The organism is Providencia sp. PROV174 (assembly GCF_028480685.1).
GTDB lineage: Bacteria > Pseudomonadota > Gammaproteobacteria > Enterobacterales > Enterobacteriaceae > Providencia > Providencia rettgeri.
This window is the reverse complement of the sequence record NZ_JAMPOT010000009.1, coordinates 160,400-183,635: the sequence shown is the minus strand read 5'-3', so window position 1 is coordinate 183,635 and position 23,236 is coordinate 160,400. Positions and strand designations below refer to the sequence as shown.

Annotated in this window: 29 protein-coding genes; 25 read left to right on the top strand and 4 right to left on the bottom strand. The window is 42.2% G+C overall.

All coding sequences use genetic code 11. The features are described 5' to 3' along the window. Position 1 precedes the first annotated feature (1 nt). The 3 genes from PSE60_RS08180 to PSE60_RS08170 are packed head-to-tail and all read left to right on the top strand — an operon-like array spanning position 2 to position 3,310. Positions 2–802, top strand: a complete 801-nt coding sequence (locus PSE60_RS08180) for a DNA adenine methylase (RefSeq protein ID WP_272665092.1) — start codon at positions 2–4, stop codon at positions 800–802. Continuing rightward, positions 802–1,125, top strand: coding sequence for a hypothetical protein (locus tag PSE60_RS08175; protein WP_272665091.1), 324 nt, complete (start codon positions 802–804; stop codon positions 1,123–1,125). The genes PSE60_RS08180 and PSE60_RS08175 overlap by 1 nt, the downstream gene beginning before the upstream one ends. Beyond that, a complete protein-coding gene (locus PSE60_RS08170) occupies positions 1,118–3,310 on the top strand; it encodes a replication endonuclease (protein WP_272665090.1) in 2,193 nt (730 codons plus the stop codon). The genes PSE60_RS08175 and PSE60_RS08170 overlap by 8 nt, the downstream gene beginning before the upstream one ends. Before the next feature lie 53 nt (positions 3,311–3,363). Here the strand turns inward: PSE60_RS08170 and PSE60_RS08165 are convergent, their stop codons facing one another. Next, entirely contained in the window at positions 3,364–5,124 is a 1,761-nt protein-coding gene (locus PSE60_RS08165; RefSeq protein WP_272665089.1) for a hypothetical protein, read from the bottom strand. 40 nt (positions 5,125–5,164) lie between these two features. Continuing rightward, a complete protein-coding gene (locus PSE60_RS08160; RefSeq protein WP_272665088.1) occupies positions 5,165–5,299 on the bottom strand; it encodes a hypothetical protein in 135 nt (44 codons plus the stop codon). Between the two features lie 527 nt (positions 5,300–5,826). Here PSE60_RS08160 and PSE60_RS08155 point away from each other — a divergent pair. Further along, a complete protein-coding gene (locus tag PSE60_RS08155) occupies positions 5,827–6,777 on the top strand; it encodes a hypothetical protein (RefSeq protein WP_272665087.1) in 951 nt (316 codons plus the stop codon). 103 nt (positions 6,778–6,880) lie between these two features. Here PSE60_RS08155 and PSE60_RS08150 read toward each other — a convergent pair whose 3' ends face one another. Both PSE60_RS08150 and PSE60_RS08145 read right to left on the bottom strand, forming a co-directional pair. After that, positions 6,881–7,918, bottom strand: a complete 1,038-nt coding sequence (locus PSE60_RS08150) for a phage portal protein (protein WP_272665086.1) — start codon at positions 7,916–7,918, stop codon at positions 6,881–6,883. Beyond that, complete coding sequence (locus tag PSE60_RS08145; protein ID WP_272665085.1) at positions 7,918–9,675, bottom strand: terminase ATPase subunit family protein; 1,758 nt, start codon at positions 9,673–9,675, stop codon at positions 7,918–7,920. The genes PSE60_RS08150 and PSE60_RS08145 overlap by 1 nt, the downstream gene beginning before the upstream one ends. Before the next feature lie 158 nt (positions 9,676–9,833). On the opposite strand from PSE60_RS08145, the gene PSE60_RS08140 reads away from it, so the two are divergent. The 21 genes from PSE60_RS08140 to PSE60_RS08040 all read left to right on the top strand — a co-directional run bounded on the left by PSE60_RS08140 (position 9,834) and on the right by PSE60_RS08040 (position 23,236). Further along, positions 9,834–10,661, top strand: a complete 828-nt coding sequence (locus tag PSE60_RS08140; RefSeq protein ID WP_272665084.1) for a GPO family capsid scaffolding protein — start codon at positions 9,834–9,836, stop codon at positions 10,659–10,661. Between the two features lie 12 nt (positions 10,662–10,673). After that, on the top strand, positions 10,674–11,768 hold the full coding sequence (locus tag PSE60_RS08135) for a phage major capsid protein, P2 family (RefSeq protein WP_272665083.1): 1,095 nt from the start codon (positions 10,674–10,676) through the stop codon (positions 11,766–11,768). Positions 11,769–11,771: 3 nt separating this feature from the next. Further along, the gene (gpM, locus tag PSE60_RS08130; RefSeq protein WP_238706812.1) at positions 11,772–12,428 is read left to right on the top strand and encodes a phage terminase small subunit; all 657 of its coding nucleotides are present in this window, start codon (positions 11,772–11,774) and stop codon (positions 12,426–12,428) included. Between the two features lie 88 nt (positions 12,429–12,516). Further along, on the top strand, positions 12,517–12,993 hold the full coding sequence (locus tag PSE60_RS08125; protein WP_116068819.1) for a head completion/stabilization protein: 477 nt from the start codon (positions 12,517–12,519) through the stop codon (positions 12,991–12,993). Then, positions 12,990–13,193 carry a tail protein X gene (locus PSE60_RS08120; RefSeq protein WP_129467193.1) on the top strand — a complete coding sequence of 68 codons (204 nt, stop codon included), beginning with the start codon at positions 12,990–12,992 and terminating at the stop codon, positions 13,191–13,193. Before PSE60_RS08125 ends, PSE60_RS08120 begins: the two co-directional genes overlap by 4 nt. A 3-nt stretch (positions 13,194–13,196) precedes the next feature. After that, entirely contained in the window at positions 13,197–13,502 is a 306-nt protein-coding gene (locus PSE60_RS08115) for a phage holin family protein (protein WP_036962068.1), read from the top strand. Beyond that, complete coding sequence (locus PSE60_RS08110) at positions 13,495–13,938, top strand: structural protein (protein WP_116068821.1); 444 nt, start codon at positions 13,495–13,497, stop codon at positions 13,936–13,938. The genes PSE60_RS08115 and PSE60_RS08110 overlap by 8 nt, the downstream gene beginning before the upstream one ends. 33 nt (positions 13,939–13,971) lie before the next feature. Then, positions 13,972–14,532 carry a DUF2570 domain-containing protein gene (locus PSE60_RS08105; RefSeq protein WP_272665082.1) on the top strand — a complete coding sequence of 187 codons (561 nt, stop codon included), beginning with the start codon at positions 13,972–13,974 and terminating at the stop codon, positions 14,530–14,532. Continuing rightward, positions 14,516–14,944, top strand: coding sequence for a phage tail protein (locus tag PSE60_RS08100; protein ID WP_102140827.1), 429 nt, complete (start codon positions 14,516–14,518; stop codon positions 14,942–14,944). The genes PSE60_RS08105 and PSE60_RS08100 overlap by 17 nt, the downstream gene beginning before the upstream one ends. Next, positions 14,941–15,558, top strand: a complete 618-nt coding sequence (locus tag PSE60_RS08095) for a phage virion morphogenesis protein (RefSeq protein WP_102140826.1) — start codon at positions 14,941–14,943, stop codon at positions 15,556–15,558. Before PSE60_RS08100 ends, PSE60_RS08095 begins: the two co-directional genes overlap by 4 nt. 88 nt (positions 15,559–15,646) lie before the next feature. After that, positions 15,647–16,030 carry a hypothetical protein gene (locus tag PSE60_RS08090; protein ID WP_180312220.1) on the top strand — a complete coding sequence of 128 codons (384 nt, stop codon included), beginning with the start codon at positions 15,647–15,649 and terminating at the stop codon, positions 16,028–16,030. A gap of 3 nt (positions 16,031–16,033) precedes the next feature. Then, entirely contained in the window at positions 16,034–16,657 is a 624-nt protein-coding gene (locus tag PSE60_RS08085) for a phage baseplate assembly protein V (RefSeq protein ID WP_272665081.1), read from the top strand. Then, positions 16,654–16,995, top strand: coding sequence for a GPW/gp25 family protein (locus PSE60_RS08080; protein WP_272665080.1), 342 nt, complete (start codon positions 16,654–16,656; stop codon positions 16,993–16,995). The genes PSE60_RS08085 and PSE60_RS08080 overlap by 4 nt, the downstream gene beginning before the upstream one ends. Before the next feature lie 2 nt (positions 16,996–16,997). Then, on the top strand, positions 16,998–17,909 hold the full coding sequence (locus PSE60_RS08075) for a baseplate assembly protein (protein WP_272665079.1): 912 nt from the start codon (positions 16,998–17,000) through the stop codon (positions 17,907–17,909). Then, complete coding sequence (locus tag PSE60_RS08070; RefSeq protein WP_272665078.1) at positions 17,902–18,513, top strand: phage tail protein I; 612 nt, start codon at positions 17,902–17,904, stop codon at positions 18,511–18,513. Before PSE60_RS08075 ends, PSE60_RS08070 begins: the two co-directional genes overlap by 8 nt. After that, the gene (locus PSE60_RS08065; protein WP_272665077.1) at positions 18,510–20,078 is read left to right on the top strand and encodes a phage tail protein; all 1,569 of its coding nucleotides are present in this window, start codon (positions 18,510–18,512) and stop codon (positions 20,076–20,078) included. Before PSE60_RS08070 ends, PSE60_RS08065 begins: the two co-directional genes overlap by 4 nt. A 1-nt stretch (position 20,079) precedes the next feature. After that, positions 20,080–20,508, top strand: coding sequence for a tail fiber assembly protein (locus tag PSE60_RS08060; RefSeq protein ID WP_272665076.1), 429 nt, complete (start codon positions 20,080–20,082; stop codon positions 20,506–20,508). A gap of 72 nt (positions 20,509–20,580) precedes the next feature. Next, entirely contained in the window at positions 20,581–21,084 is a 504-nt protein-coding gene (locus tag PSE60_RS08055; protein WP_272665075.1) for a hypothetical protein, read from the top strand. Positions 21,085–21,227: 143 nt separating this feature from the next. Beyond that, positions 21,228–22,400, top strand: coding sequence for a phage tail sheath protein (locus PSE60_RS08050; RefSeq protein ID WP_272665074.1), 1,173 nt, complete (start codon positions 21,228–21,230; stop codon positions 22,398–22,400). Positions 22,401–22,402: 2 nt separating this feature from the next. Next, positions 22,403–22,918 (top strand): phage major tail tube protein, encoded by a 516-nt coding sequence (locus PSE60_RS08045; protein ID WP_036962042.1) that lies wholly within the window; start codon positions 22,403–22,405, stop codon positions 22,916–22,918. A 9-nt stretch (positions 22,919–22,927) separates the two neighbouring features. Beyond that, on the top strand, positions 22,928–23,236 hold the full coding sequence (locus PSE60_RS08040; RefSeq protein ID WP_272665073.1) for a phage tail assembly protein: 309 nt from the start codon (positions 22,928–22,930) through the stop codon (positions 23,234–23,236).

Genomic DNA, 23,236 nt, shown 5'->3' with positions numbered 1-23,236 from the left:
AGTGGCGAATAAAACCATACTTAAATGGGCCGGTTCTAAAGTTCGAATTATGGACCAATTACGCCCTCATTTACCTAAAGCAAAACGGTTAGTTGAGCCATTTGCTGGCTCATGTGCTGTAATGATGAATACTGACTATGAAAGGTATTTAATTGCTGACGTTAATAGTCATCTAATTGACTTGTATTTAATGGTACAAGATGACATTGAGTACTTTTTAAAAAAAGAGCTTGAATGGCTAAACTTAAATACTGAATTTAATTATAAAGCCCAACGTATTTTATTTAATATTCTGCCGCCTGATAGTTTTAATCATACATTTCGTTTTTTATATCTAAATCGTCATTATTTCAATGGGTTATGTCGCTATAACTCTAAAGGCGAATTTAATGTTCCTTATGGTAGATATAAAAAAACATACTACCCAATAAATGAAATTATTTCATTTTCTGAAAAAGCCCAAAATGCCGATATTGTTTGCCTTGAGTGGCAAGACACACTTTCATTAGTTGAAGATAATGACGGCGTGTATTGCGACCCGCCATACATGGGTAATAACTTTACTCAATATCATACCGCCGGCTTTACTGATGCAGACCATGAAGCATTAGCGATTGCGCTAAAAGATATTAATGATATTCAAGGGAACGCGATAACTGTTTCCAACTCACCAGAAGCAAAAGAGCTTTACGCTGACCTCGGTTTTACTATCCATGAAATCGAAGCCCCACGCAGCATCGCAGGAAAAGGAAAGCGTACACCAGCTAAAGAAATTATTGCTGTTTTAGCGGGGGTTAATTAATGATTCTCGACCCTAAAGACGGCGCATACATCAGCGGGACGGCCTTTGCTATTCAGCGCCATGTTGATGAAGATTCAAAAGCGGTTCAGTGGCGACTATTGCAAATCAATAAACTCGCTCGTTGTTATGAATTGGTTTGTTGCCATTCTGACCCGTGGCTACTCGCAATTGAATTAACCTCTTATCACGTTAATCGTGTTAGAGGTAAAGGCATCAAGACACTTGATGTCTATCGCGAAACAGTCGATATCATTTCACGCCGTTGTGAAACGGCAATTAATTTATTAAGGCCAGAAACATTAGGCGGTGCTCTTAATGTCTAAGGCGATGAATTTTTCTATTTTTCCGATGACTTATACCGCGGATATGACTTTCCCGTATCCGTGGAATAAACCCAAAGAAAATAACTATTACAAAGCCGATATTGATGCGCTTGAAAAATCCCTTACCCATGAACAACAAATTCATGCGCAAGCGATTTTAGGTGAGGTTGAATCTTTACCCCGCATTTTACGTTATCGTATTCAAAAACATTATGAGTACATCATTCAAGAGTCTGGCGAATATAAAGCCTATGAATTTTTGCGCTCTGATTTTTATAAACGAATATTTCCGCGAATTACAGCAGTTAATGCACGATATGAATTAGATACAAAAGTACTATTGACGCTTTCAACTCGTTTTTCCCCTGAAATCAGCCAATTTAACCGCCTGTTTGATCTTTATGACAAACCAATCAAAAAGCTTGCTGAACACATTTCTAGTGGCTTTTTCACATTGTATGAAACCTATTGCGACCAGTTAACAAAGCAAAACGGCGGTGACCGCGAAGTTATCTATGAAGATTCAATACAGACTCAAATTTTTGGCGCGCTGTCTGAGTTGTCTTGTGGCTTACATGTTATCCCGCTTCATTATCAAAGTTATCGTAAAGTCATAAAGAATCGAAAGCGGCGCAAAGGGAAACAAAACTTAACCACGCGCCAAGTAATTGCAGCTGTACAACGCTTAGTAGATGCTGACTTTTGGCACCGCAAGCTAAAAGCTCATAGAACACAATGGATTGAAGCAATCATGATTGCCAATATGGACGTGTGCATTAATCGCCACCCATACGCCAGCAAGCAAGCGATCCGCGCCGTTCAAGCACAGCGTTTATCCAACATGCAATATTTACAGGGTATGGACATTCAAGATGTTGAAACAGGTGAGCGTTTTGATCTGTTCGATAAAGTGATGGCCAGTGTGTCAAACCCTGAAATTCGCCGCATGGAATTAATGGCGCAAATGGCAGGGATTGAGCGCGTGGCAAAAGAACGCGGTGATATCGGGATGTTTATCACGCTGACGTGCCCGTCAAAGTATCATCCGACAAAGCAAAGAAAAGGTAAAAATAACGGCGATTTACACGCGGTACTCAACCATAAGTGGAAAGATGAGGCTTACACACCAAAAGACGGGCAGCGTTATTTAGTCAAAGTGTGGTCACGCATTCGAACCGCTTTCAATGATAACAATATCAATATTTACGGTGTTCGCGTTGTTGAGCCGCACCATGACGGCACTCCCCACTGGCATATGCTGCTTTTTGTTGATAAAGCCAGCCGTGCAAAAGCCATTGATATTATGCGTAAACGTGCCCTGAAAGAGGATGGTAACGAAGCTGGTGCACAAAAATACCGATTTGAGTGTAAACATATGAATCGCGGTGGTGCCGTGGGTTACATCGCCAAGTATATTGCCAAAAATATCGATGGGTATGCTCTTGATGGTGAGATAGACCACGAAACCGGCAAAGATTTAAAAAGCATGGCGGCAGCGGTTACCGCATGGGCGTCAACGTGGCGAATTCCACAATTTCAATTCTATAAGCTTCCCTCTAAAGGCGCTTACCGTGAATGTCGCCGTTTACCTCGTGGTATTTCAATTGCTGATAAACTTGGTGATATTGCCGAGCGTGTTAGAGCTGCCGCCGATGAGGGGGATTTTTTTAATTACGTCATGTCACAAGGTGGCCCATGTATACGCAGAAGTGAAGAGACAATACGTGTTGCCCGTGAAATCGGTGACGTCAATGTTTACGGCGAGGAAGTTCAAAAGGTTGTGGGTGTTTACCATCAACTCAAAGCCGATGCCCCAGTACTTAAAACTCGTGAAAGAAAATATCAAATCGTCAAGAAAAGTGCCGTTGACGTTGATTTTAATCTTTTAAAGAGCGACAGAGGAGCGACTCGGAGTCCTGTCAATAACTGTAGATCGCGGATCACATCCAATCTATCAGATGTGCAATTTTACGAGCCTGAGCACGGCTCAGGTGAAGTATGCAACATTAAGGAATATGGTTTTGCGTTTGTGGAAAAAGAGGCTGAGAATGTGCTTGGCAGAGAAATTTTGCAAGAGAAGCAGCAAAGACAGATATCAAAAATTGAATTAAACGAGAGTGATAAAGAAATTCAGTCGGAAATAGTTACTTTTGCCAATGAGACTAATGTTAATCTAAAAGATTAACATTAGTCTCTTAAATCCCACAAAAAAGCGACACTTATGCCGCTTCCTTATGATTATAACTCTTCATTTTTCCTAATTAGTGAATACGCATACTTTGCCATATATATGAATAAAGGGAACAACATACTAATAGCTGATATTATAGTTATAGATAAAATATCTAATTTTTCCCATAGTGTTTTAGTAACCCTCTTATTATTTAAATATATATTACTAGTTTTGCCATATACAGCTATAATATTATTTTCTTTAACATGCCAATTAATGTCACGCCCAAAAACTCGAATATACGAGTCACCATTTAAATCTAAAACACCACCATCAACCATTAAATTACTTATACCGAAAATATCAATGGTGTCAATTTTATTATTTATAGGCTTATATTTTATTGTTCCACCATTGCTGTCATTGCTGTCATTGCTGTCATTGCTGTCATTGCTGTCATTAATTTCATACTCGCTTAATTCACCATTTGCTCCATGTATTTCAATATATGATTTTTCCTCGGAAAGGTAATAGTAATAATCATTACTATCTTTTCCTATATTTATAGCCATTCCTAATGATATATTAGGATTTAAATCTACAACCCCTTTTTCTATATCTTCTTTTTCTATCCATGTACATTCCACTTGTTTTTTTGCATCCGCTAACTTCATTCTTGTCAAATTAAATGCATATTCATATAAAATACCATTGATATTAATAATGAATTTTTTATTTATAAAATTACTTTTATTTTCTTTGTCACTAATAAATGAAGGTGATACTATGGCTAACTTAGTACCCAAGCCACTAATGGGATGATTAATTTTAGATTCATCCCCTTTAGTAATCATAGATATACCTTCTTTATCAGAAAAAACAACTAATTCACTAGCATCTCTTATATTGATTTTATTGGGTGAAGTTTCATTTGAAATATAAACAAATGAAATAGCTTCTTTATCTTCATTACTATAACTAAAACTATTAACCTTTTCGAATTTATAAGCATTTTCTTTAGGAAAACTGTGAGGTTCATTTCTAATGCAATTAGCAAAAAATGCCACCTGAACAGTTAAATTTTCATTGTCATCTTTAGTTAAGTTTAATTTATTAAACTTTCCAATAAAACCAATTTGTTTTCCTTTATCAGAATCAATATCAACTGATATTTTATTTTCACCGTTAGTTATGTCATAAAAAACACTTTTGTAGCTATTTTTAGATTCAAAACTAAAATTGACTGGTATAGGTTTATAAAAGAACAAAATGAAAAGATAACAAAAAAACATCAATAAAAAATAAATAAAAACAGAAAAGAGAAAAAAAACAAATCTATTAAGAATGAAATTTAAATTAATTTCAGAAAAAACCTTATGGATATAAAATAGAAGAATGACCAAAAGGCCTATTATGGGGGATCCTATTGCGTTTGAAAAAACACACTCTAGTATTTCTTTCCCTCCCCCTTCCGTAAAAAAAATAATAATAAAAACATCTTTAAGTGTAGTAAAAACAAATGAGGCCATTGCAGAAATCAAGAAAATATTTTTTATTTTCCTAACCAAAAAGCATGGAATAATTATAAAAAAGCATAATATTAAGTTAGCAGTAAATGTTGAATTAACAAACTCAAAAAAGTTAGGGAAATCATTATAAGAATAGTTGTATTCATTGTATTCAGTATCACCCAAAAAATAAAAAATACTATATTGAAGCTGATCTCCAGTGTTCAACACTGCAGATAAAATTACTGAAAACAATATAATTATAAAAAAATCATTTAAAAATCCTTTTGATTTATTTTGCCAAGACAACAAATACATAATTACCATTCCCTATGTTATTAAATTTAACTTTAATATCTTAACTTAATAATATTTCATAGTCATCACGAATGCATTCGCAATTTTCTGCCGAAATCCGCAAAATCAAAAAAGGATCGTTACCCGTACTAAGCCATGCCACTGGCGCGGTTCTGACGATCTCTTGCAGGTGCATGAAAACCGACCTATTTAGTGGGCAGGCGTGGCGGGGCTACGATTGCGCGGCGAGGTGTTTATTGTTAAATATCCGTCCGCAAAATTTCCGAGCCGTCACGGCGTTAAATTCAATTTTCTATAAGTAGATAGTAATTATTTTTGCGTGCGTTGAGGTGGCGCGTGGTGCTGTTTAAATCGGTATTTGATGAGGATAATTTATTGCGGATTCGTCTTGGCGAACTAATACAAGTTAGGGCAGTCGAGTAAAACGAAGCCAATTTTGGGCACCGGATTAGTATTTTGCGACATTACTCACTTCTTTTATTGTTTTAAACAATGGGCGAAATTTCACCTGAAGAATTGCAGGAGTTGTATAAATTTTTGTCGATAAAAATGATTTTAATTAAACGATTTATGTCTTTCGATTTTTGCAGATATCAAGCCAAAACCCTGAGCACCTTTAGTCTTTATAGACAAAAAATTTAACTTATGTTAACGTTTAAAAGCACTGAAAAGAATTAATTACAACAACTTACCATTTAGAAAATGAAAAAAAACAAAAACAAAAACAAAAACAAACCTAGAAATAGAAACCACTATAACTACGATAAGACTATTTTTAGTACTGATAGCCTAAATGACAATAGTATTAGCAACAATAGCCGTCCTTATATCCATTTCGAAACAATTACTTATCCATTACCTGATGAATTAAAACTTCCTATAGAATCAATCATTGGACATGGTAATCAAACACCTACCTATTTTATATGGTTATTTTGTACTTTGATATGTGCATTTACTTCTCTTGTTCTATGGAATGTTATCTCTGGAAAGTTTCTTTTTGTCACTATTGAGATCATACTATTAGTTTCATTTTTTACTCTACTAAAACGATTTAATAAAACTGTTGGTTATTTATCTGTCGATAATGACGGATTTCGCTTTTCTTGTGCCACATGTCTAAAAATGAACATTGAAATATGCTGGGAAAATATTTGTTCTGGGTATGTTGTTCATATCGAAACAGGCGGTAGATATAGGCCAGACTATCTTGTTTTTCAATATAAAAACGCCTTAAATGAAAGTGAAGAGTATAAATTACCCATCGAGAACTGGCTTAACTATTCTCCATTCTCTCCTGTAGAAAAAAGAAAATTAATGCTCAAAGCAATTCTTAAAGGACTTGCGAGAATTCCTGATATAAAAATCAATCAATGTGTATTTACTAAACTCGATATAGATCCAAAAACATTTGAATTTGCACCATCAAAGAGAAGGTCAGAAAATACATATAACACTATTTTAACAATCATCGTTTTAGGAATTTTATTTATGCTATGGCCATTTTGGGCCACAATTTTACCTCCTTCATGGGCTTTAGTTTTGTTAATAATTTCAACTATTGTTATCGCCATTGGGTTAGTTCTATTCTTTACTTGGCTTTATCCAGAATTTGGAGGCAACATCAGCTATACCGATGATATTAATAAATAACCATCTTAACTGTAGCAATTTCATCATTTGGGCATCCAAATCACCTACCTACAGGCAAAAAATACCGCCTCAGTGGGCGGTATCATTGAATTAACGAGTGATATTATTCATCGTCTAAATCTAGTGAGTACTTATCAAACTTTATAATCTCCCCGCCAAACCAATCATTCAATTGCATCATCTTACTTTGTAACGGCATCAACTCATTACGCACAAATACTTTTGCCGCTTTCTCAACATCACCAAAACCGCCCACATTTTCAGGAATAATACCCATAATTTGTGGTGGCACACGGTGTGCCGCTAACATATCGTCGCGGCTCACATTCTTGATATTGAGAAATTCATCTTTTGCTGCCGCTTCAGAAAGTGGGATTGTTTGGATGCCGTCTTTCTTTCCCCCTGGTGCATACAAAAATAAATTACGGAAATTTCCCAGCCCTTTGCTGCTTTTCAGGGCTTCGCGGATTTTATCCACATCATCCGTTTTCTGTGCCGCATCACTGATATACAGGATATAACCCGCGTGCGAACCATTCAGATAATACTTGCGGCGAAATAGTGTTGCGGCCTCATTCAAAAGCACCGACGGAATAGCGGCGATATATTCAGGCAGGCCATATAACTCTTGGTTAATATCCGGCTCAATTAAATGAAATACTTTACCGGTTTGGAATTCGTACGGTTTAATATCGTACCCATATTGCACAAACCAGTAAGTTTCTAAATCAACACCACGTCGCGTGAATTTAGCCGGTGTGTGTTTAAAGTTCAATGCTTGCCCCAGTCGGTTATCGCGCAGTTCTAAATAACCATTACCAAACAGCAAAAAGTCTAACGCCCAACTATCAAACGCCTGACGGCTTAAGTATTTATTGGGAATAAATGTGCTGGTAAGAATATTGCGCTTTACATAAATCGCGCTGCTATGGTGTGGTGCTGCACGGAATGTACGTGCAAGGCCATTAAAACTGATAGGTGGCTCATAATAATTGTCAATTTGCACGCATTCGAGGTAATCAAAAATTTCACGCTTGTCTAACACCGGTATTGGGCTGCCAAAAGTAAACGCCTCTGCGGGTGCATGGTCTGCGGCTTGTGCCAATGTTTGTGATTGGCGTTTTTTATTTCTACGGCTCATTAAAATACCTCGACAATATTGTGCTGATTGTGATTTTCACCGGTGATCGGTTCGTTATAAAGGGCATGCATGGTTGCCCATGCTAAATCTGCGTGGCTGGCTTCTTCGCTGCGGTCAGCTTCATAAGTTGGGCGGTTACCACTGGCGGTAGTGGCACGGCGAATGGCCATAAAAGATTGCGTGATATCATTACTACCCGCGTCATATTCCAACCGGTCATGGCTAATCACGTCATAAGCTTTAAGCACCAATGCATTTTTTAAGGCAGGGTTATAGACAAATTCTTTTGCAGCAGGGAAAAATTCCCGCACGTTTTGTAGGACACCATGGCCAATACCTGTGGAATCAATCCCGATGTATTGCACGTTGTAACGCTCGGTGAGTTCTTTTATCGCATCCGATTGTGCGCGAAAATCCATACCGCGCCATTGGTGATGTTCAAGTATGCGAAACTTACCGCCTTTATGTAGCGGTGGCGCGATAACCACACAGCCTGCGCTGTCGCCATTTTGCGTGCCTTTCGCGGGGTCGTAACCAATCCAAACAGGATGGAAAGCATAGGGGCGTATCATTAACGGTTGAACGTCGTCCCATATTTCCCAACTGTCCACCATGCATTTTTGCATTAACTGCAAGTTGAAGATGGACGCAATATCATCGACAAACTCACACATCAACAAGTTTTCAAATTCATCAGGGCTATATTCCAAATAGAGCTGGTCGATATCAAATAAATTACACCCGCCCCGCATGGCATCTTCGATGGTGATAATTTGCCGCCACTGACCATCACCGCACATCATGCCATTTACTAACGCTTGGTGGCTGATATCCACCTCAACGTAATCCCCTTTACGGCGACCACGATTAAATAATTTGCCTGACCAGAAAGGATACGCGCTGTGGGTCAAGGCCGATGGGGTTGAAAAGTAGGTTTGACGCCATTTTTTGTGCATGGCCATACCGGATGCCACTTTCCGTAACTCTTGGAATTTGGGTATCCAGAAATATTCATCAAGATACAAATTACCGTGGTAGCTCTGTGCGGTGCGGGCATTGGTGCCAAGAAAATACAGTGTTGCGCCATTAGGCAAAACTATCGGATCACCTTTTAAGTCAACATCAACCTCTCGCGCCATATCAATAATGTAGCCTTTGAATACGTGCGCTTGGGCTTTACTCGCCGATAAAAATATTTGGTTTCGACCGGTAATGAGTGCATCCATAAAGGCTTCACGAGCGAAAAAGTAAGTTGCCCCAATTTGGCGTGATTTTAAGATGTTGCGAATTCGGTGCTTATGGCCAGCGCCGTACCATGCTTTCTGGTACTCAAACATATTTTCACGAAAGATTTCTTCCAGCTTTTCAATCTGCTCTTCGCTAAATAAATTCTTCTCAGGGGCGCGGCGTTCACCTTTATTGCGATTGGCCAGTTTCGGGTTCAAATCAACCTCATTACCACCGTTTTGATACTTGTGAATTTTGGCGTGTCGTTCGACCTGCCGGTAAAGCAAGTCAATTTCTTTAAAATCTTTACCCTCTTTATTTTCTTTACTCAATAGCGTACAAAGTCGCATCTCCAGCGTCATTTCCACGCGATCAATGGGGGTGATTTCATCCCACTTATCGCGGCGTTTCCAACTGTGAATTGTCGCGGCCTTTTCCTTGAGAGCCTCGGCAATACGCGCAATGCGATACCCACTAAAGTACATGTGCATGGCGCGTTTTCTTGGGTCAAAATCTTGTAATGTTTTCATGTCGCCAGATTACTGGCTCAGACGACCAATCGCCCCGAGCTGCCGTTGTGCCATTTCCCACACAATGGCAAAGCATTGTTTCTTAGCCCCCATCCCTGAAAACATAGGCTCATTAATTTTTTATCTACGCATTAAATTTAATTGCCGGAGCCTGAGCAATGACAAAAAAATCTAAACCGGTGCGCCTTTGTGTTGAGGGAGCCACAACCGACGGGCGCAAAGTACAACGCCAATGGTTGACGGAAATCGCCAAAAATTACGATAAAAATGTTTATGGTGCCCGCATCAATATGGAGCATTGGAATTATTCTTTTATGCCGCGCTTCGGTGATGTTGAGTCGGTCTATACCGAGGAAATCAGCGAGGGAGCATTAGCAGGAAAGCTAGCACTATATGGCGTGTTAACACCAACACCTGAGTTGGTCGAAATGAATAAAAAACGTCAGAAAGTTTACACGTCTGTTGAAATCAATCCAAATTTCTCTGATATGAACGGTGCTTACTTGGTGGGCGTAGCCGTCACGGATAACCCTGCCAGCCTTGGCACGAGCATGTTGGAATTTAGCGCGGGTGCAGATAAAACCGCCACTTTCTCAGAACGCAAGCAAGATAAAGATAACGTCTTTACGGCGGCGGAAGAAACGGTAATTGAATTTACCGAAGAAGAAAACAAACCAGAAAAACCCAGCTTGAAAGATCGCATCATGGCGAAATTCAGTCGTGAACGTCAGCGCAACAACTCCGAACTGAATGACATTCACCAAGCAGTAGAGCTTTGCGCGGAAGAGCAAACCGAAACTGCACAAAAGCTGACTCAGCTTGAAACACAAGTTAAAGCGTTATCGGGTATCAAGCAAGAAAATGAAACCCTGCGCAGTGAGCTGGACCAACTCAAAAAAGATTTGAGCCAGCAAGATAATCAGCAACACCGCCCCACGTCTTTTGGCGGCAATACAACCAACACTGAAAACCTGACTGATTGCTAAACGGGAAAAACAATGAGAAAAGAAACAAAAGTTAAATTTAACGGTTACATGACTCGTCTAGGTGAAATTTACGGTGTTCGGCCACACGAATTCACAGATTCAAAAGTGGAAATTGAGCCTTCGGCAGCCCAAAAACTGGAAAGCAAAATTCAGTTAAGTGCCGTCTTTCTGACCAAAATTAATATTGTGCCTGTCAAAGATCAAGTGGGCGAAAAAATCGGCCTCGGCATTGGCTCAACGGTTGCCGGCACGACGGACACCACCAAACAAGACCGCGAACCGACTGACCCAACTCAATTGGCCAAACAAGGGTATCACTGCCGCCAAACGAATTTCGATACCGCTATCCGTTACGAAAAACTGGACATGTGGGCGATGTTTGAAGATTTCCAGCGCCGTATCCGCGATGCCATTATTCAGCGCCAAGCCCTTGATCGCATCATGATTGGTTTTAATGGTACGAGCCGCGCGGCAACTTCAAACCGTACAGTCAACAAAATGCTACAGGACGTCAACATCGGTTGGTTACATAAAATTCGCCTTGAAGCCCCTGAACATGTTTTAGGTTCTTCAACCGATAAAGACACCAACCAAATCACCCCTGAGCCTATCAAAGTGGGTAAAGGTGAAGAGTATGAAAACCTTGATGCACTGGTTATGCAAGCCGTTGACCACGCGATTTCAGAAGTGTACGCCGACGATACCGATTTAGTCGTTATCTGTGGCCGCTCACTTTTAGCCGATAAATATTTCCCAATCGTCAATCGTGATCAAGCCAATACCGAGGCGTTAGCTGCGGATGTGATTATCAGCCAAAAACGCCTCGGTGGGTTGCCGGCGGTACGTGTTCCCTATTTCCCGAAAAATGGAATGCTTATCACACGATTAGATAATTTATCTATCTACTGGCAAATCGAATCACGCCGCCGTCAAGTGGTGGACAATGCCAAACGTGACCGTATCGAAAACTACGAATCAGTGAATGAAGATTACATTGTTGAAGATTACGACTGTGTGGCGTTGATTGAAAACATTGAGCTGACGTCTGGAAAACCGGCGGAGCCTACTGAGCCGGACGAAGTAAAAGACGCGCCAACCGGAGAATAAGCTGTGAATCCGTGGGAACGAAAACGCATGCAGGTTGAAGCCAAGAACGTCAGCGCCTATGGCGTTCTTGCTGACCCCTCGGCAGCAACACAAGTCAAATTGATGTTGCGCCAACATATGCGGGATCTAGGTAAAACCCAATCATTTGAACGCAAAGCTGCGTACAAACGTAAAGCCTTACCGCTATACGAAACGTGGATCACTGAAACATTAAAAGGCAATTCAGGCGTTCAAGATGATGTGTTGATGTACCTCATGTTGTGGAGTTTTGACGCGGGTGTCTATGTGCAAGGGCTCGATATTGCAGAGTATGCATTAAAACACAAGCTCGCCATGCCATCAGGCCAATCCCGCACAACCGGTTGTGCTATTGCCGAAGAAATGGGAGATAGAGCCAAAGAAGCCTATACCGCAAAAAATCCCATTCCATTGGATATATTGCAGCGCACCATGTCATTGATTGAGCATGAAGATATGCCCGATAAAGTGCGTGGTGAACTGCATAAATGGCTCGGTTACAGCTTGCGAGACAACGATTTTCCACAGCCAGCCTTATGTGAATTAATGCGTGCCCTTGAGCTCAATGAGCGCAGTGGGGTTAAGCAAGACATTAAGAATATTGAAAAGTTTTTGTCAGCAAAAAACAGGGCTGATGAATAAAGAACGTGCCAACGCGCAAGGCGGCGCGAGATAAGAAATCTATTTTTCGGACTCTCGCCCACCGCCTACCTATTTTTAAGGTGACCTTATGGATTTTGTTTCACCCGAACCCGCTAACGAAAAAGACGAAACGATCACCAGTGGTGATTTTTGGCCTGCGATTAATACCCGTGCATTTCGGGAATCAATGCGAGTTGACGGTACGGTCACCCAAAGTCGATTAATTGAAGCCTTAAAAAACGCCATCATCGAAACCAACCGTGAATTATCCCGCTTTCAACAGCAAGAAATCCACTTGGGCTATACAACGTTAGGCGCAGTTCCGGCCAGCAAAATTACGCATGGGGAGATTGACGTATCGGAATTAGTGGTCCTTTATCGCCGTGCCGTATTCAGCGCGGCAAAAGCAAACTTAATCGAGCGTTACCGCGATATAGATACCACACCAAACGGCAGCAAAAAAGCCGATGCCTTAGAGCCGAATATTGATGATTTACAGCGTGATGCTATCTGGGCAATTCAGCGCATCAAGGGAACGACACACAATATTGTTGAATTGATATGAAAATCAGAACGATAAAAGGTGACACCATAGACGGGATATGTTGGCGATTTTACGGCAGAACGACAGGCATGACCGAGGCTGTTTTGTTAGCGAATCCCAATCTTGCCGAACATGGTGCCGTGCTACCTGCGGGGCTATTGATTGATTTACCTGAAATTACCGAAGAGCCGGTACAGCCACTTATACAGCTATGGGATTGATACATGTTTGATAAAGATCCGAACAGTTTCGGTATCGCACAGTGGTTATTAATGCTCTTCATTTCAATGTGGGGAGGTGTTGTGAGATACATCATTGACGTTAAAACGAATAATGCCCCGTGGAGCTGGTTTGCGGCTTTTATGCAAATGGTCGTTTCCGGCTTTGTCGGGTTGTTAGGCGGATTGCTCTGTATTGAGGGAAATCAGAGCATTTATATCACCCTATTCACCACCGGTGTATTTGGTGCGATGGGAAGTATCGGACTTTCCTATTTATGGTCACGCTTTACTGGAGGAAAACATGTCTAACGTACCACGCGGCATACGCAACAATAATCCGGGCAATATTGATTATAACCCGAGAAACCCATGGCGAGGGGAGCTGGCCTTTGACCCTAGCATTGAGCCCCGTCATAGCCGTTTTGAGAAACCTGAATACGGTATTCGCGCATTATTCAAGCTTTTGCGAACCTATTCAACCTATGCAGGAAAACAAGGGGTTGGTTGCGGCAAAATTGATACGGTGGAAGAAATTATTGAACGTTGGGCGCCGGCAAAAGACCGTAATAATACAGAGGGTTATATTAATCGTGTCTGTAAAGAAACGGGCTTTGGTCGTCATGATTGCCTTGATGTTTATGACAAAGAAACGGCATTCAAAATCGCTAAAGCGATAGTTCATGTTGAAAACGGTCAGCAGCCATACAGTGATGAGCAGTTTGAAAAAGGGTGGGCGATGTTGTGATGTTTGAACCCAATAATGCGAGACGAAAAGCTTATGTTTAATATGAAAAAGTGGGTAATCGCTTTCGCATTATTCCTTGTCGCCGGTGTCATATTCGCCGGCTGGCAAGGTCTCAAAAAAATAGATCGGCTTAATGAACGAGTCGGCATACTCACGGCAGAAAACCAACAACTTTCGTTAGACGTTGATAAAAAATCCGCGCTGATCTCTGAGCAATCATTAAGTTTTCACCGTGCAAATCAAATCGCGGGTGATGCCTATCGTCGCGGTATTATTCAACGTGCCGCCGCCGAGGAAAGAAAAATTGAATATAAAACCCTTCTTAAAAACGAGCCAACGTGTGATTTACCTGTGCCTAAGTATCTTGCTGATCGGGTGCTCGACAACGCCTACCGTATCCGTGCAAACGCAATGCGTTCCCATTCCGAAAACACTAACCCAGCAAGTACCCCCACCGCTACCGGACGGGTTCTAACTTATTGCGATTTGGCTTTGATGGTTGACCCTTTACTCGCGGCCTTAGAAACCACCAATATTCAATTGGGTGCGATCGAATTATTTGATGAGGAGCGGAACGGTGAAAAAACTCACTAGCTTACGGGCGTACTTAGACAGTAAAATTCCGTTTCTCAAAGATAACCCTGAAAACCTGTATTTATTTGTTGAAAATGGGCGGATTATTTCCACCTTGGAAGAAACGCCCAGTTTTGAATATGAATACACCGCCAATATCATTATTGAACGTTATTCAGGTGATCAGAATGTCTTAATTGCCGTAGTCAATGACTGGCTAAGAAAAAATCAGTCTGATATTTCGGCGAACCCTGCTAAGCGGCAACAAGATTTTAGATTTGAAGCGGTGATTTTAGATAATAAAACCGCCCACATTAGTATTGATTTAAATCTCACTGAGCGCGTATTAGCGATTGATAAAGACGGAAAATATGTGATTGAGGCCACCCCTGAGCCTGCAAACCCTTTTGATGAATGGCGCACCACACAATGAATGATGATACTTTGCGTCAACTTGACAGTGAATTAACGCATTTATTAAATCGCATGTCGCAAGGCCAGCGCCGGCAGCTCGCCAAAGAAATCACTCGCGATTTACGCCGTTCTCAAATTAAGCGCATTTCACAACAAAAAAATCCGGATGGCAGCCCATATACCAAACGTAAAGCGAATTTCATCACGGTACAACGTGAAATCCAATTTATGTGGCATGGCCAAAAACGTACCTTACGGAATTGGCGTGGTAATAGCAAAACAATCACTGGCCAAGACGCGAATAAAAAAGCGCAGCGCTCATTTCGTAAATCAGATATTCAGCGCTATATCAGCATCAAGAAAGATAAAATCAGTACAGCGCGTAAAACCAAGCAAACCCGCATGTTTAAAAAGCTCGCCACTGCCCGTTTTTTACGTGCATACAGTGGCGATAAAGAAGCCGTCATTTACTTTTTGCCTTCAGCAGCAAACATCGCCGGTGTACACCAATTCGGTTTAACAGAGCGTATTGGTAATGCAAAAATAACCTATCCATCACGCCAGTTGTTAGGGCTCACTCCGCAAGAAATCAGGCATATTGAAAGTCAGATTATTGATTTCCTCTCTCGATAATGTGTATCACCGACTGCACAAAAGGCAGTAGCTGCAATCAATACACTATCAATGGCACGCTTAAGAAAATCATTTTTTTGAGGTTGCCATGCGCAAATACATTCCGCTAATTCCTACTCTATTTATCATTATTTACTCACTGGTTATCTTTTTTGATACGGGCGTAGGTAACTATATTTCTGTGGTGATCATCAATACGTACATTTCACTTCACGGCTTTAAATTATTTTTTACTCTCACGCCTTTTTTATCCAATAAAGATTATGAATATACCTTTGAGGGCTTCGAAAAGCTTCTCATACCGCTTGATGAATGGATTTATCGAACGGTGATTTTATTGACAGCGATCGGTGTGATTATCCTATTCATAACAAGTCAGTGGGTTGTCGTGCCATTCTTTGTATTTTGGTGTTTTTGGCAGGGGTTGGCTCGCGGTGTGCTTTTGTCGGCAGTCAAGGCAGCGAGTAAATAAACTATGTCTGCCGAGATTCGTCGCCTAATCAAAAACCTGATCCGCACAGGCACTGTGACTAATGTTGATGCACAAAAAGGATGTCGTGTTAAAACTGGTGAGCTAGAAACCGACTGGCTAAATTGGATCACCTTGCGTGCTGGTAATACTCGCACCATGAATGCACCTAGCGTGGGTGAGCAAGTTCTTATCCTTGCTTTAGGCGGCGAACTTACCACGGCATTTGTGCTAACCGGTATCTTTTCCAATGAACATGCCGAGCCGACCAGTTCACTCACAGCAGACCACCGAACCTATTCAGATGGGGCAATCATTGAATATGAACCCGCCACTGGTGCATTAATCGCAACAGGGATTAAAACGGCTACGATTGAGGCCAGTGAGCAAATCAACGCCACCACAAAAGTGGTTATCGTCAATGCGAGCAAGCAAATTAACCTCACCACTCCAACGGTGATTTGCTCACAAAACCTGACCTGCGCCACACTCAATGTCACCAAGGGCGGCGAAATGACGGGAGATATTGTTCATAAAAATGGGACGTTTTCATCAAATGGGGTTGTTCTGGATGATCACGATCATGGTGGTGTTGAGCGTGGCGGAAGTCGCACGGATGGTCCTCAATGAGATATTGCGGCATGAATCGAATGGATGGAAAAATCATTTCCGATATTGAGCATATACGCCAATCCGTACGCGATATTCTGATCACCCCTATCGGCTCGCGCATCGCACGGCGAAATTATGGCTCGCTATTATCAGAACTTATTGACCAACCCCAAAATCCAGCCCTGAAATTACAACTGATGTCAGCCTGTTATACCGCGCTCATAAAGTGGGAGCCGCGCATTTTGTTAACGCGTATTAATTTAAGCAGCACCGAGACCGCGCAGATGGTGATTGATATTGAAGCCACAAACCAAGACACCAACCAGCCCCTTAATTTTTCGGTTAATGTGAGGTAACCATGGCAGCCAGTATTGATTTAAGTTTATTGCCAGCACCGGATGTGGTCGAGCTATTAGATGTTGAGGTGCTATTTGCTGAGCGAAAAACCACGCTAATTAATGCTATGCCATCGGAACAGCGGGAAGCTATCGCCCGTACTTTGGAATTAGAATCCGAACCGCTCACCAAATTATTGCAAGAAAGCTGCTATAGAGAATTAATTTTACGTCAGCGCATCAATGAAGCGGCTCGCGCAAGTATGGTGGCCTTTGCCACTGGTGCCGACCTTGACCAACTCGCGGCCAATAACAACGTGAAACGCTTGATACTTTCGGAGGGTGATGAAAGCGCCATTCCACCCATTGCGCCGGTGTATGAGTCGGATTCCAATTTACGTATGCGTATACCGGCTGCTTTCGAAGCGTTAAGCGTAGCTGGCCCTATTGGCAGTTATGAATATCATGCACGCTCTGCCGATGGTCGGGTTTCTGATGCCTCGGTAATTAGTCCGCTACCGGCTCATGTCACGGTCACTGTTTTATCTCGTGAGGGGAACGGGAGCGCACCGGCTGATTTAATTGAGAAAGTCGATATGGCGTTAAACGATGAAGATGTTAGGCCGGTTGCTGATCGTGTGACAGTGCAATCGGCAACCATCGTTAACTATGAAATCGACGCGGTGATTTACTGTTATCCATCACCTGAATACGAACCGATTATGGCGGCGGCAGAAGAACAAGTGAAACGTTATGCGACACAGCAACATCGCTTAGGACGTGACATTGTGCTCAGTGCTATTTATGCCGCGTTGCATGTGCAAGGCGTGCAACGTGTGGAGCTGAAAAAGCCGGTTGCAGATATCAAATTGGATAAAACACAGGCCAGCTTCTGCACACAAATTAACGTGGCACTAGGGGGCTCGGATGAATAGCCGGTTATTGCCTGTCGGCTCATCACCGTTAGAGCTCGCAGCGGCTGAATCATTAGCCCAGATTGAGCGCGTACCTATTCCTATTCGTGAACTTTGGAACCCTGATAAATGCCCCCTGCATTTGCTGCCGTATTTGGCGTGGGCGTTCAGTGTTGACCGATGGGATAAAAACTGGACGGAAAAAGCCAAACGGGATGCCGTGAAAGCCGCGATGTTTATTCATAAGCACAAGGGCACGATAGGTGCCTTGCGCCGCGTAGTTGAGCCATTGGGCTATTTAATTCGCGTGATTGAGTGGTGGAAAACCAACGAAACCGCCGGCACGTTTCGCCTTGATATTGGTGTGCTTGAAACCGGTATAACCGAGGAAATGTATCAAGAGTTAGAAGCATTGATTTTTGATGCGAAGCCGGCAAGCCGTCATTTAGTTGGGCTCACAATTCAACTAGAAACCAAAGGCCAAATCTATTGCGCTGCAACCAGTTATAGCGGTGATGAATTAACTGTTTACCCATACACGCCAGATGTGATCAGCTCAGGCGGCACGCTTTCCACAGGGGCAGCGGTACACGTTATTGATGAAATGAGGGTGACTCTCCAATGAAATATTTTGCATTGCTTACCACTTACGGTGAGAAAGTGCTCGCAGAGGCGACTGCCCTCGGCACGAAAATTGAATTAACACACATGGCGGTTGGTGACGGCGGCGGCACCTTGCCCGCACCCGATACCAAACAGACTAAATTAGTCAATGAAAAGCGCCGAGCAGCAATTAATACGTTATTTATTGACTCAGTGAATACCAATCAAGTTATTGCGGAACAGGTGATCCCCGAAAATGAGGGCGGTTGGTGGATACGGGAAATCGGTTTGTTTGATAAATCGGGGTTATTGGTGGCCGTGGCGAATTGCCCTGAAACCTATAAGCCCCTGCTAGCCGAGGGCTCAGGTCGCACACAAACCATTAGAATGATTTTGATTGTTAGCCATACCGAAGCGGTTACTTTGAAAGTTGACCCCGCAATTGTGCTTGCCACGCGCGGCTATGTGGATGACTCAGTAAAAACAGCGATTGAGGCTCACGTTAAAAGCCGTAATCACCCCGATGCGACGACGAGCGCCAAAGGTTTTGTGCTACTGGCTGATACACTCAGCGAGGATAATACTAAAGCGGTCACACCCAAGTTGGCCACAGAAATTAACCAACGGGCTGTTAATGCACAAAATTCAGCGAATGCGGCCAATACAGCAGCAACTAATGCAAATAACAATGCTAATGGTCGAGTACCAAGCACTCGCAAGGTCAATAATAAGCCGTTGAGTACCGATATTACGCTAAGTGCGGGTGAAGTTAATGCATACACTAAAACCGAAACAGACACCAAAGTCGCCGACGCTAAAAAGGCCGGTACCGATGCAAATACGAATGCCAATGGGCGTGTGCCTAACACTCGAAAAGTAAATAATAAGCCGTTGAGCGCTGATATCACTTTAAGTGCTGGTGATGTGGGGGCGTATACCAAAGCAGAAACGGACATTAAAGTCGCGGATGCGAAAAAAGCCGGTACGGATGCAAATATGAATGCCAATGGGCGAGTACCTAGCACGCGTAAAGTAAACAATAAGCCGTTGAGCACTGATATCACTTTAAGTGCTGGTGATGTTGGCGCTTATACTAAAGCAGAAACCGACACTAAAATCGCCGATGCGAAAAAAGCGGGTACAGATGCACAAGCTACCGCTAACGCAGCGAATACTGCAGCAACCAATGCGAATAACAATGCCAATGGCCGAGTACCAAGCGGGCGCAAGGTAAACAATAAACCATTAAGTGCAGATATCTCGCTGAATGCAGGGGATGTGGGGGCGTATACCAAAGCGGAAACTGACGCAAAAGTGAATGCTAAAGGCGGGAAAGATACAGCCAGTAAAGCTGCTAACGGATGGTGGAAGTGTGCAGATACGGGGCTTATTTTTCAATGGGGACGGATCACTGCAGTTAAAAATACATTTCCAATTGCATTTCCAAATGCAATTACTTCGCTAGTTATGTCACCAACATCAGGCACGTTGTCATCACAAAGAATCGGATTTTGGGACAAAACGAGGTTTGAAGCTACTTTTGAATACGGAAATAACACTGGTTTTTACTTTGCTGTGGGGTATTAAAATGACAGAAAAAAATTATTACTACAGTGCATCAACAAACGCATTTTATCCCGTTTCGCTGGAGCAAGATTATATTGATGCCAGTACATTTCCATCCGATGCTATGCTTGTTGAGAATGCTGTTTTTGAAGAGTTTACCAGAGTCAATTCAGGCAAAGTAAGAGCAACAAATGAGAAAGGTTTGCCTGTTTGGATTGAAGCACCTGAACCCACGCAAACGGAATTAATCGCCGAAGCCGAATATCAAAAACAGGCGCTATTAACTGAGGCTACCGCAGCAATAGCACCTTTGCAAGATGCCGTTGATCTTGGTATTGCGACAGATGAAGAGCGGGAGCAGTTAAAAAAATGGAAAAATTACCGTGTTTTGATAAATCGTGTTGATACTTCGATAGCACCAAATATTAATTGGCCTGAAAAGCCAGAATGAGATATGAGATAGCTTAATTGTTAATTAACTGTAGTAGTATTAAGCTGTTATATTTTAATTTTAGGAAGCCCAATGTTTCAACCACATGTTTTAGTTTTAAAAGGCCCGAGTAACTCAGGTAAAACCACAACTATAAAATTGGTTTACCATAAAATAGTAACAAATGTTTATCATAAACTATTATCCGATTTTAAAGGCGAAATTAAAGTCACCAATTATTTAAGCAAAAAAGCGACCTCCGATATAAAACTTTTGATTGAAATAGGTGATTTTAAAATAGCTTTCGAAAGTCAAGGTGACCCTGTTGCACCAACCAAAAAGCATCACCGTCTTCGAGACAGCCTTCCATTTTTTGTTGACGAAAAATGTCATATCATTATTTGTACATCAAGAACCAGTGGGCAAACGACTAAATACGTTGAAGCATGTAAACCGCAATATGTTATAGCTCCTTTTATAAAATATGTAGAGCCTGAAGAAAAAATGGAATCTAAGTGGGAAGAGTCCGCTGAAGATATTTTTAAAAAAATACTTGAGCTCTACAATTCATTTTTAAAAATAAACGCTAAAAAATAATTTATTACATTCATTTCGACATTGCTCAATGTAAGCCCCTTCTCTCACGGGGCTTTGTTTCATCCCCCACACAACGCCCATTTCGTGCATTTGCCTTAACCCCAACCCAAAATTGAGCTATTGCAAAATAGAGGACGCTAGTAATGGCTCAAGATTATCACCACGGCGTGCGAGTGATTGAACTCAACGAAGGCACGCGACCTATTCGCACCATCAACACCGCCATTGTCGGAATGGTGTGTACTGCCGATGATGCAGACACAAAAGCCTTTCCACTCAATACCCCTGTTTTAATTACAGATGTGAAATATGCGGCAGGTAAAGCCGGCGAAACTGGCACGCTTGCACGCTCATTGGACGCTATCGGCAACCAATCAAAACCGGTTACCGTGGTTGTGCGTGTTGAACAAGGGGAAAGCGAAGCAGAAACCACGTCGAATATCATCGGTGGCACCACACCTGATGGACGCAAAACCGGCTTGCAGGCATTAACCGTGGCGCAAGGCCGCTTAGGTGTTAAACCTCGCATTCTAGCCGTACCGGCTCATGATACACAGGCGGTTTCATCAACGCTCGCCGGTATCGCGCAAAAAATGCGAGCCATGGCTTATATTAGCGCCTATGGCAGTAAAACTATTTCAGATGCCATTGATTACCGTAAAAACTTTAATCAACGTGAATTAATGTTGATTTGGCCTGAATTCCAAAGTTGGGATACCGTCGCGAATGCAGAGAGTAATATCTACGCCACCGCGTGTGCCTTGGGTTTACGTGCCAAAATTGATAATGAAATCGGCTGGCATAAAACCTTGTCTAACGTTGGCGTTAATGGTGTAACGGGCATTTCTGCCGATGTGTCATGGGATTTACAAGACCCTGCCACCGATGCCGGCTTACTTAACGAAAACGATATCACCACGCTAATTCGCAATAACGGCTTCAAGTTTTGGGGCTCACGGACTTGTTCTGATGATCCGTTATTTGCCTTTGAATCCTACACCCGCACCGCGCAGGTGTTATCCGACACCATCGCCGAGGGGCTGGACTGGTCAATTGACGGCACGCTCAATCCCTCACTGGCTCGCGATATTATCGAAAGTATCAATGCAAAACTGCGCAGCATGACAACACAAGGCTATTTGTTAGGCGGTGAATGTTGGTTCGATCCAGACGTTAACACCAAAGAAGAGCTGAAAAGCGGCAAGTTATACATTGATTATGACTATACAGCAGTACCCCCACTGGAAAACTTACTGTTACGTCAGCGTATCACTGACCGCTATTTATTAGATTTTGGCTCAAAAATTAAGGGGTAATCATGGCCTTACCACGCAAACTTAAAGATTTAAATTTATTCAATGAGGGTGAAAGCTATATGGGGCGTATTGAAGAAATCACGCTACCAAAAATCACCCGTAAATTTGAAACCTATCGTGGCGGCGGCATGAATGGCGGCGTCAAAATTGATATGGGGTTAGAAGATGATGCACTCTCTGCCGAATTAACATTTGGAGGCTTAGAAGCCCAGCTTTATAAGCAATGGGGGATCACTCAAATTGATGGCGTGATGTTGCGCCTCAATTGTGCTTATCAACGCCAAGATACCAAAGAATACACCGCCGTTGAGGTCGTGTTACGGGGTCGATTCAGTGAAATTGACTCCGGTAATGGCAAGGCCGGTGAAAATACCCAAGTCAAAGCACCTTTTAATGCCACGTATTACAAACTCATTTGGGATGGTGAAACACTCATTGAGATTGATTTACTCAATATGATTGAAAAAGTTGATGGTGTTGACCGTTTAGAAGAACAACGCGCCGCATTAGGTTTATAGGAAAAGTAAATGACTGAACCAGTAGAAAAAAATCAAATCACCGTCACGCTAGATGAACCCATCACGCGTGGAACAACCACAGTAACAGAGATTGTGGTACGTAAACCCAATTCTGGCGCATTGCGTGGTGTTCGCTTAGCCGCACTGATGGAAATGGATGTTGACTCTGCAATCTTAGTGTTACCACGCGTCACAGCGCCAGCGCTTACCAAAGCTGAGCTACTGATGATGGCACCCGCTGATATGGTCAACTTAACCAAAGAGTTAGTGCTTTTTTTGTTGCCGAAGTCGGTGACTATGGATTTCCAGAACGATTAA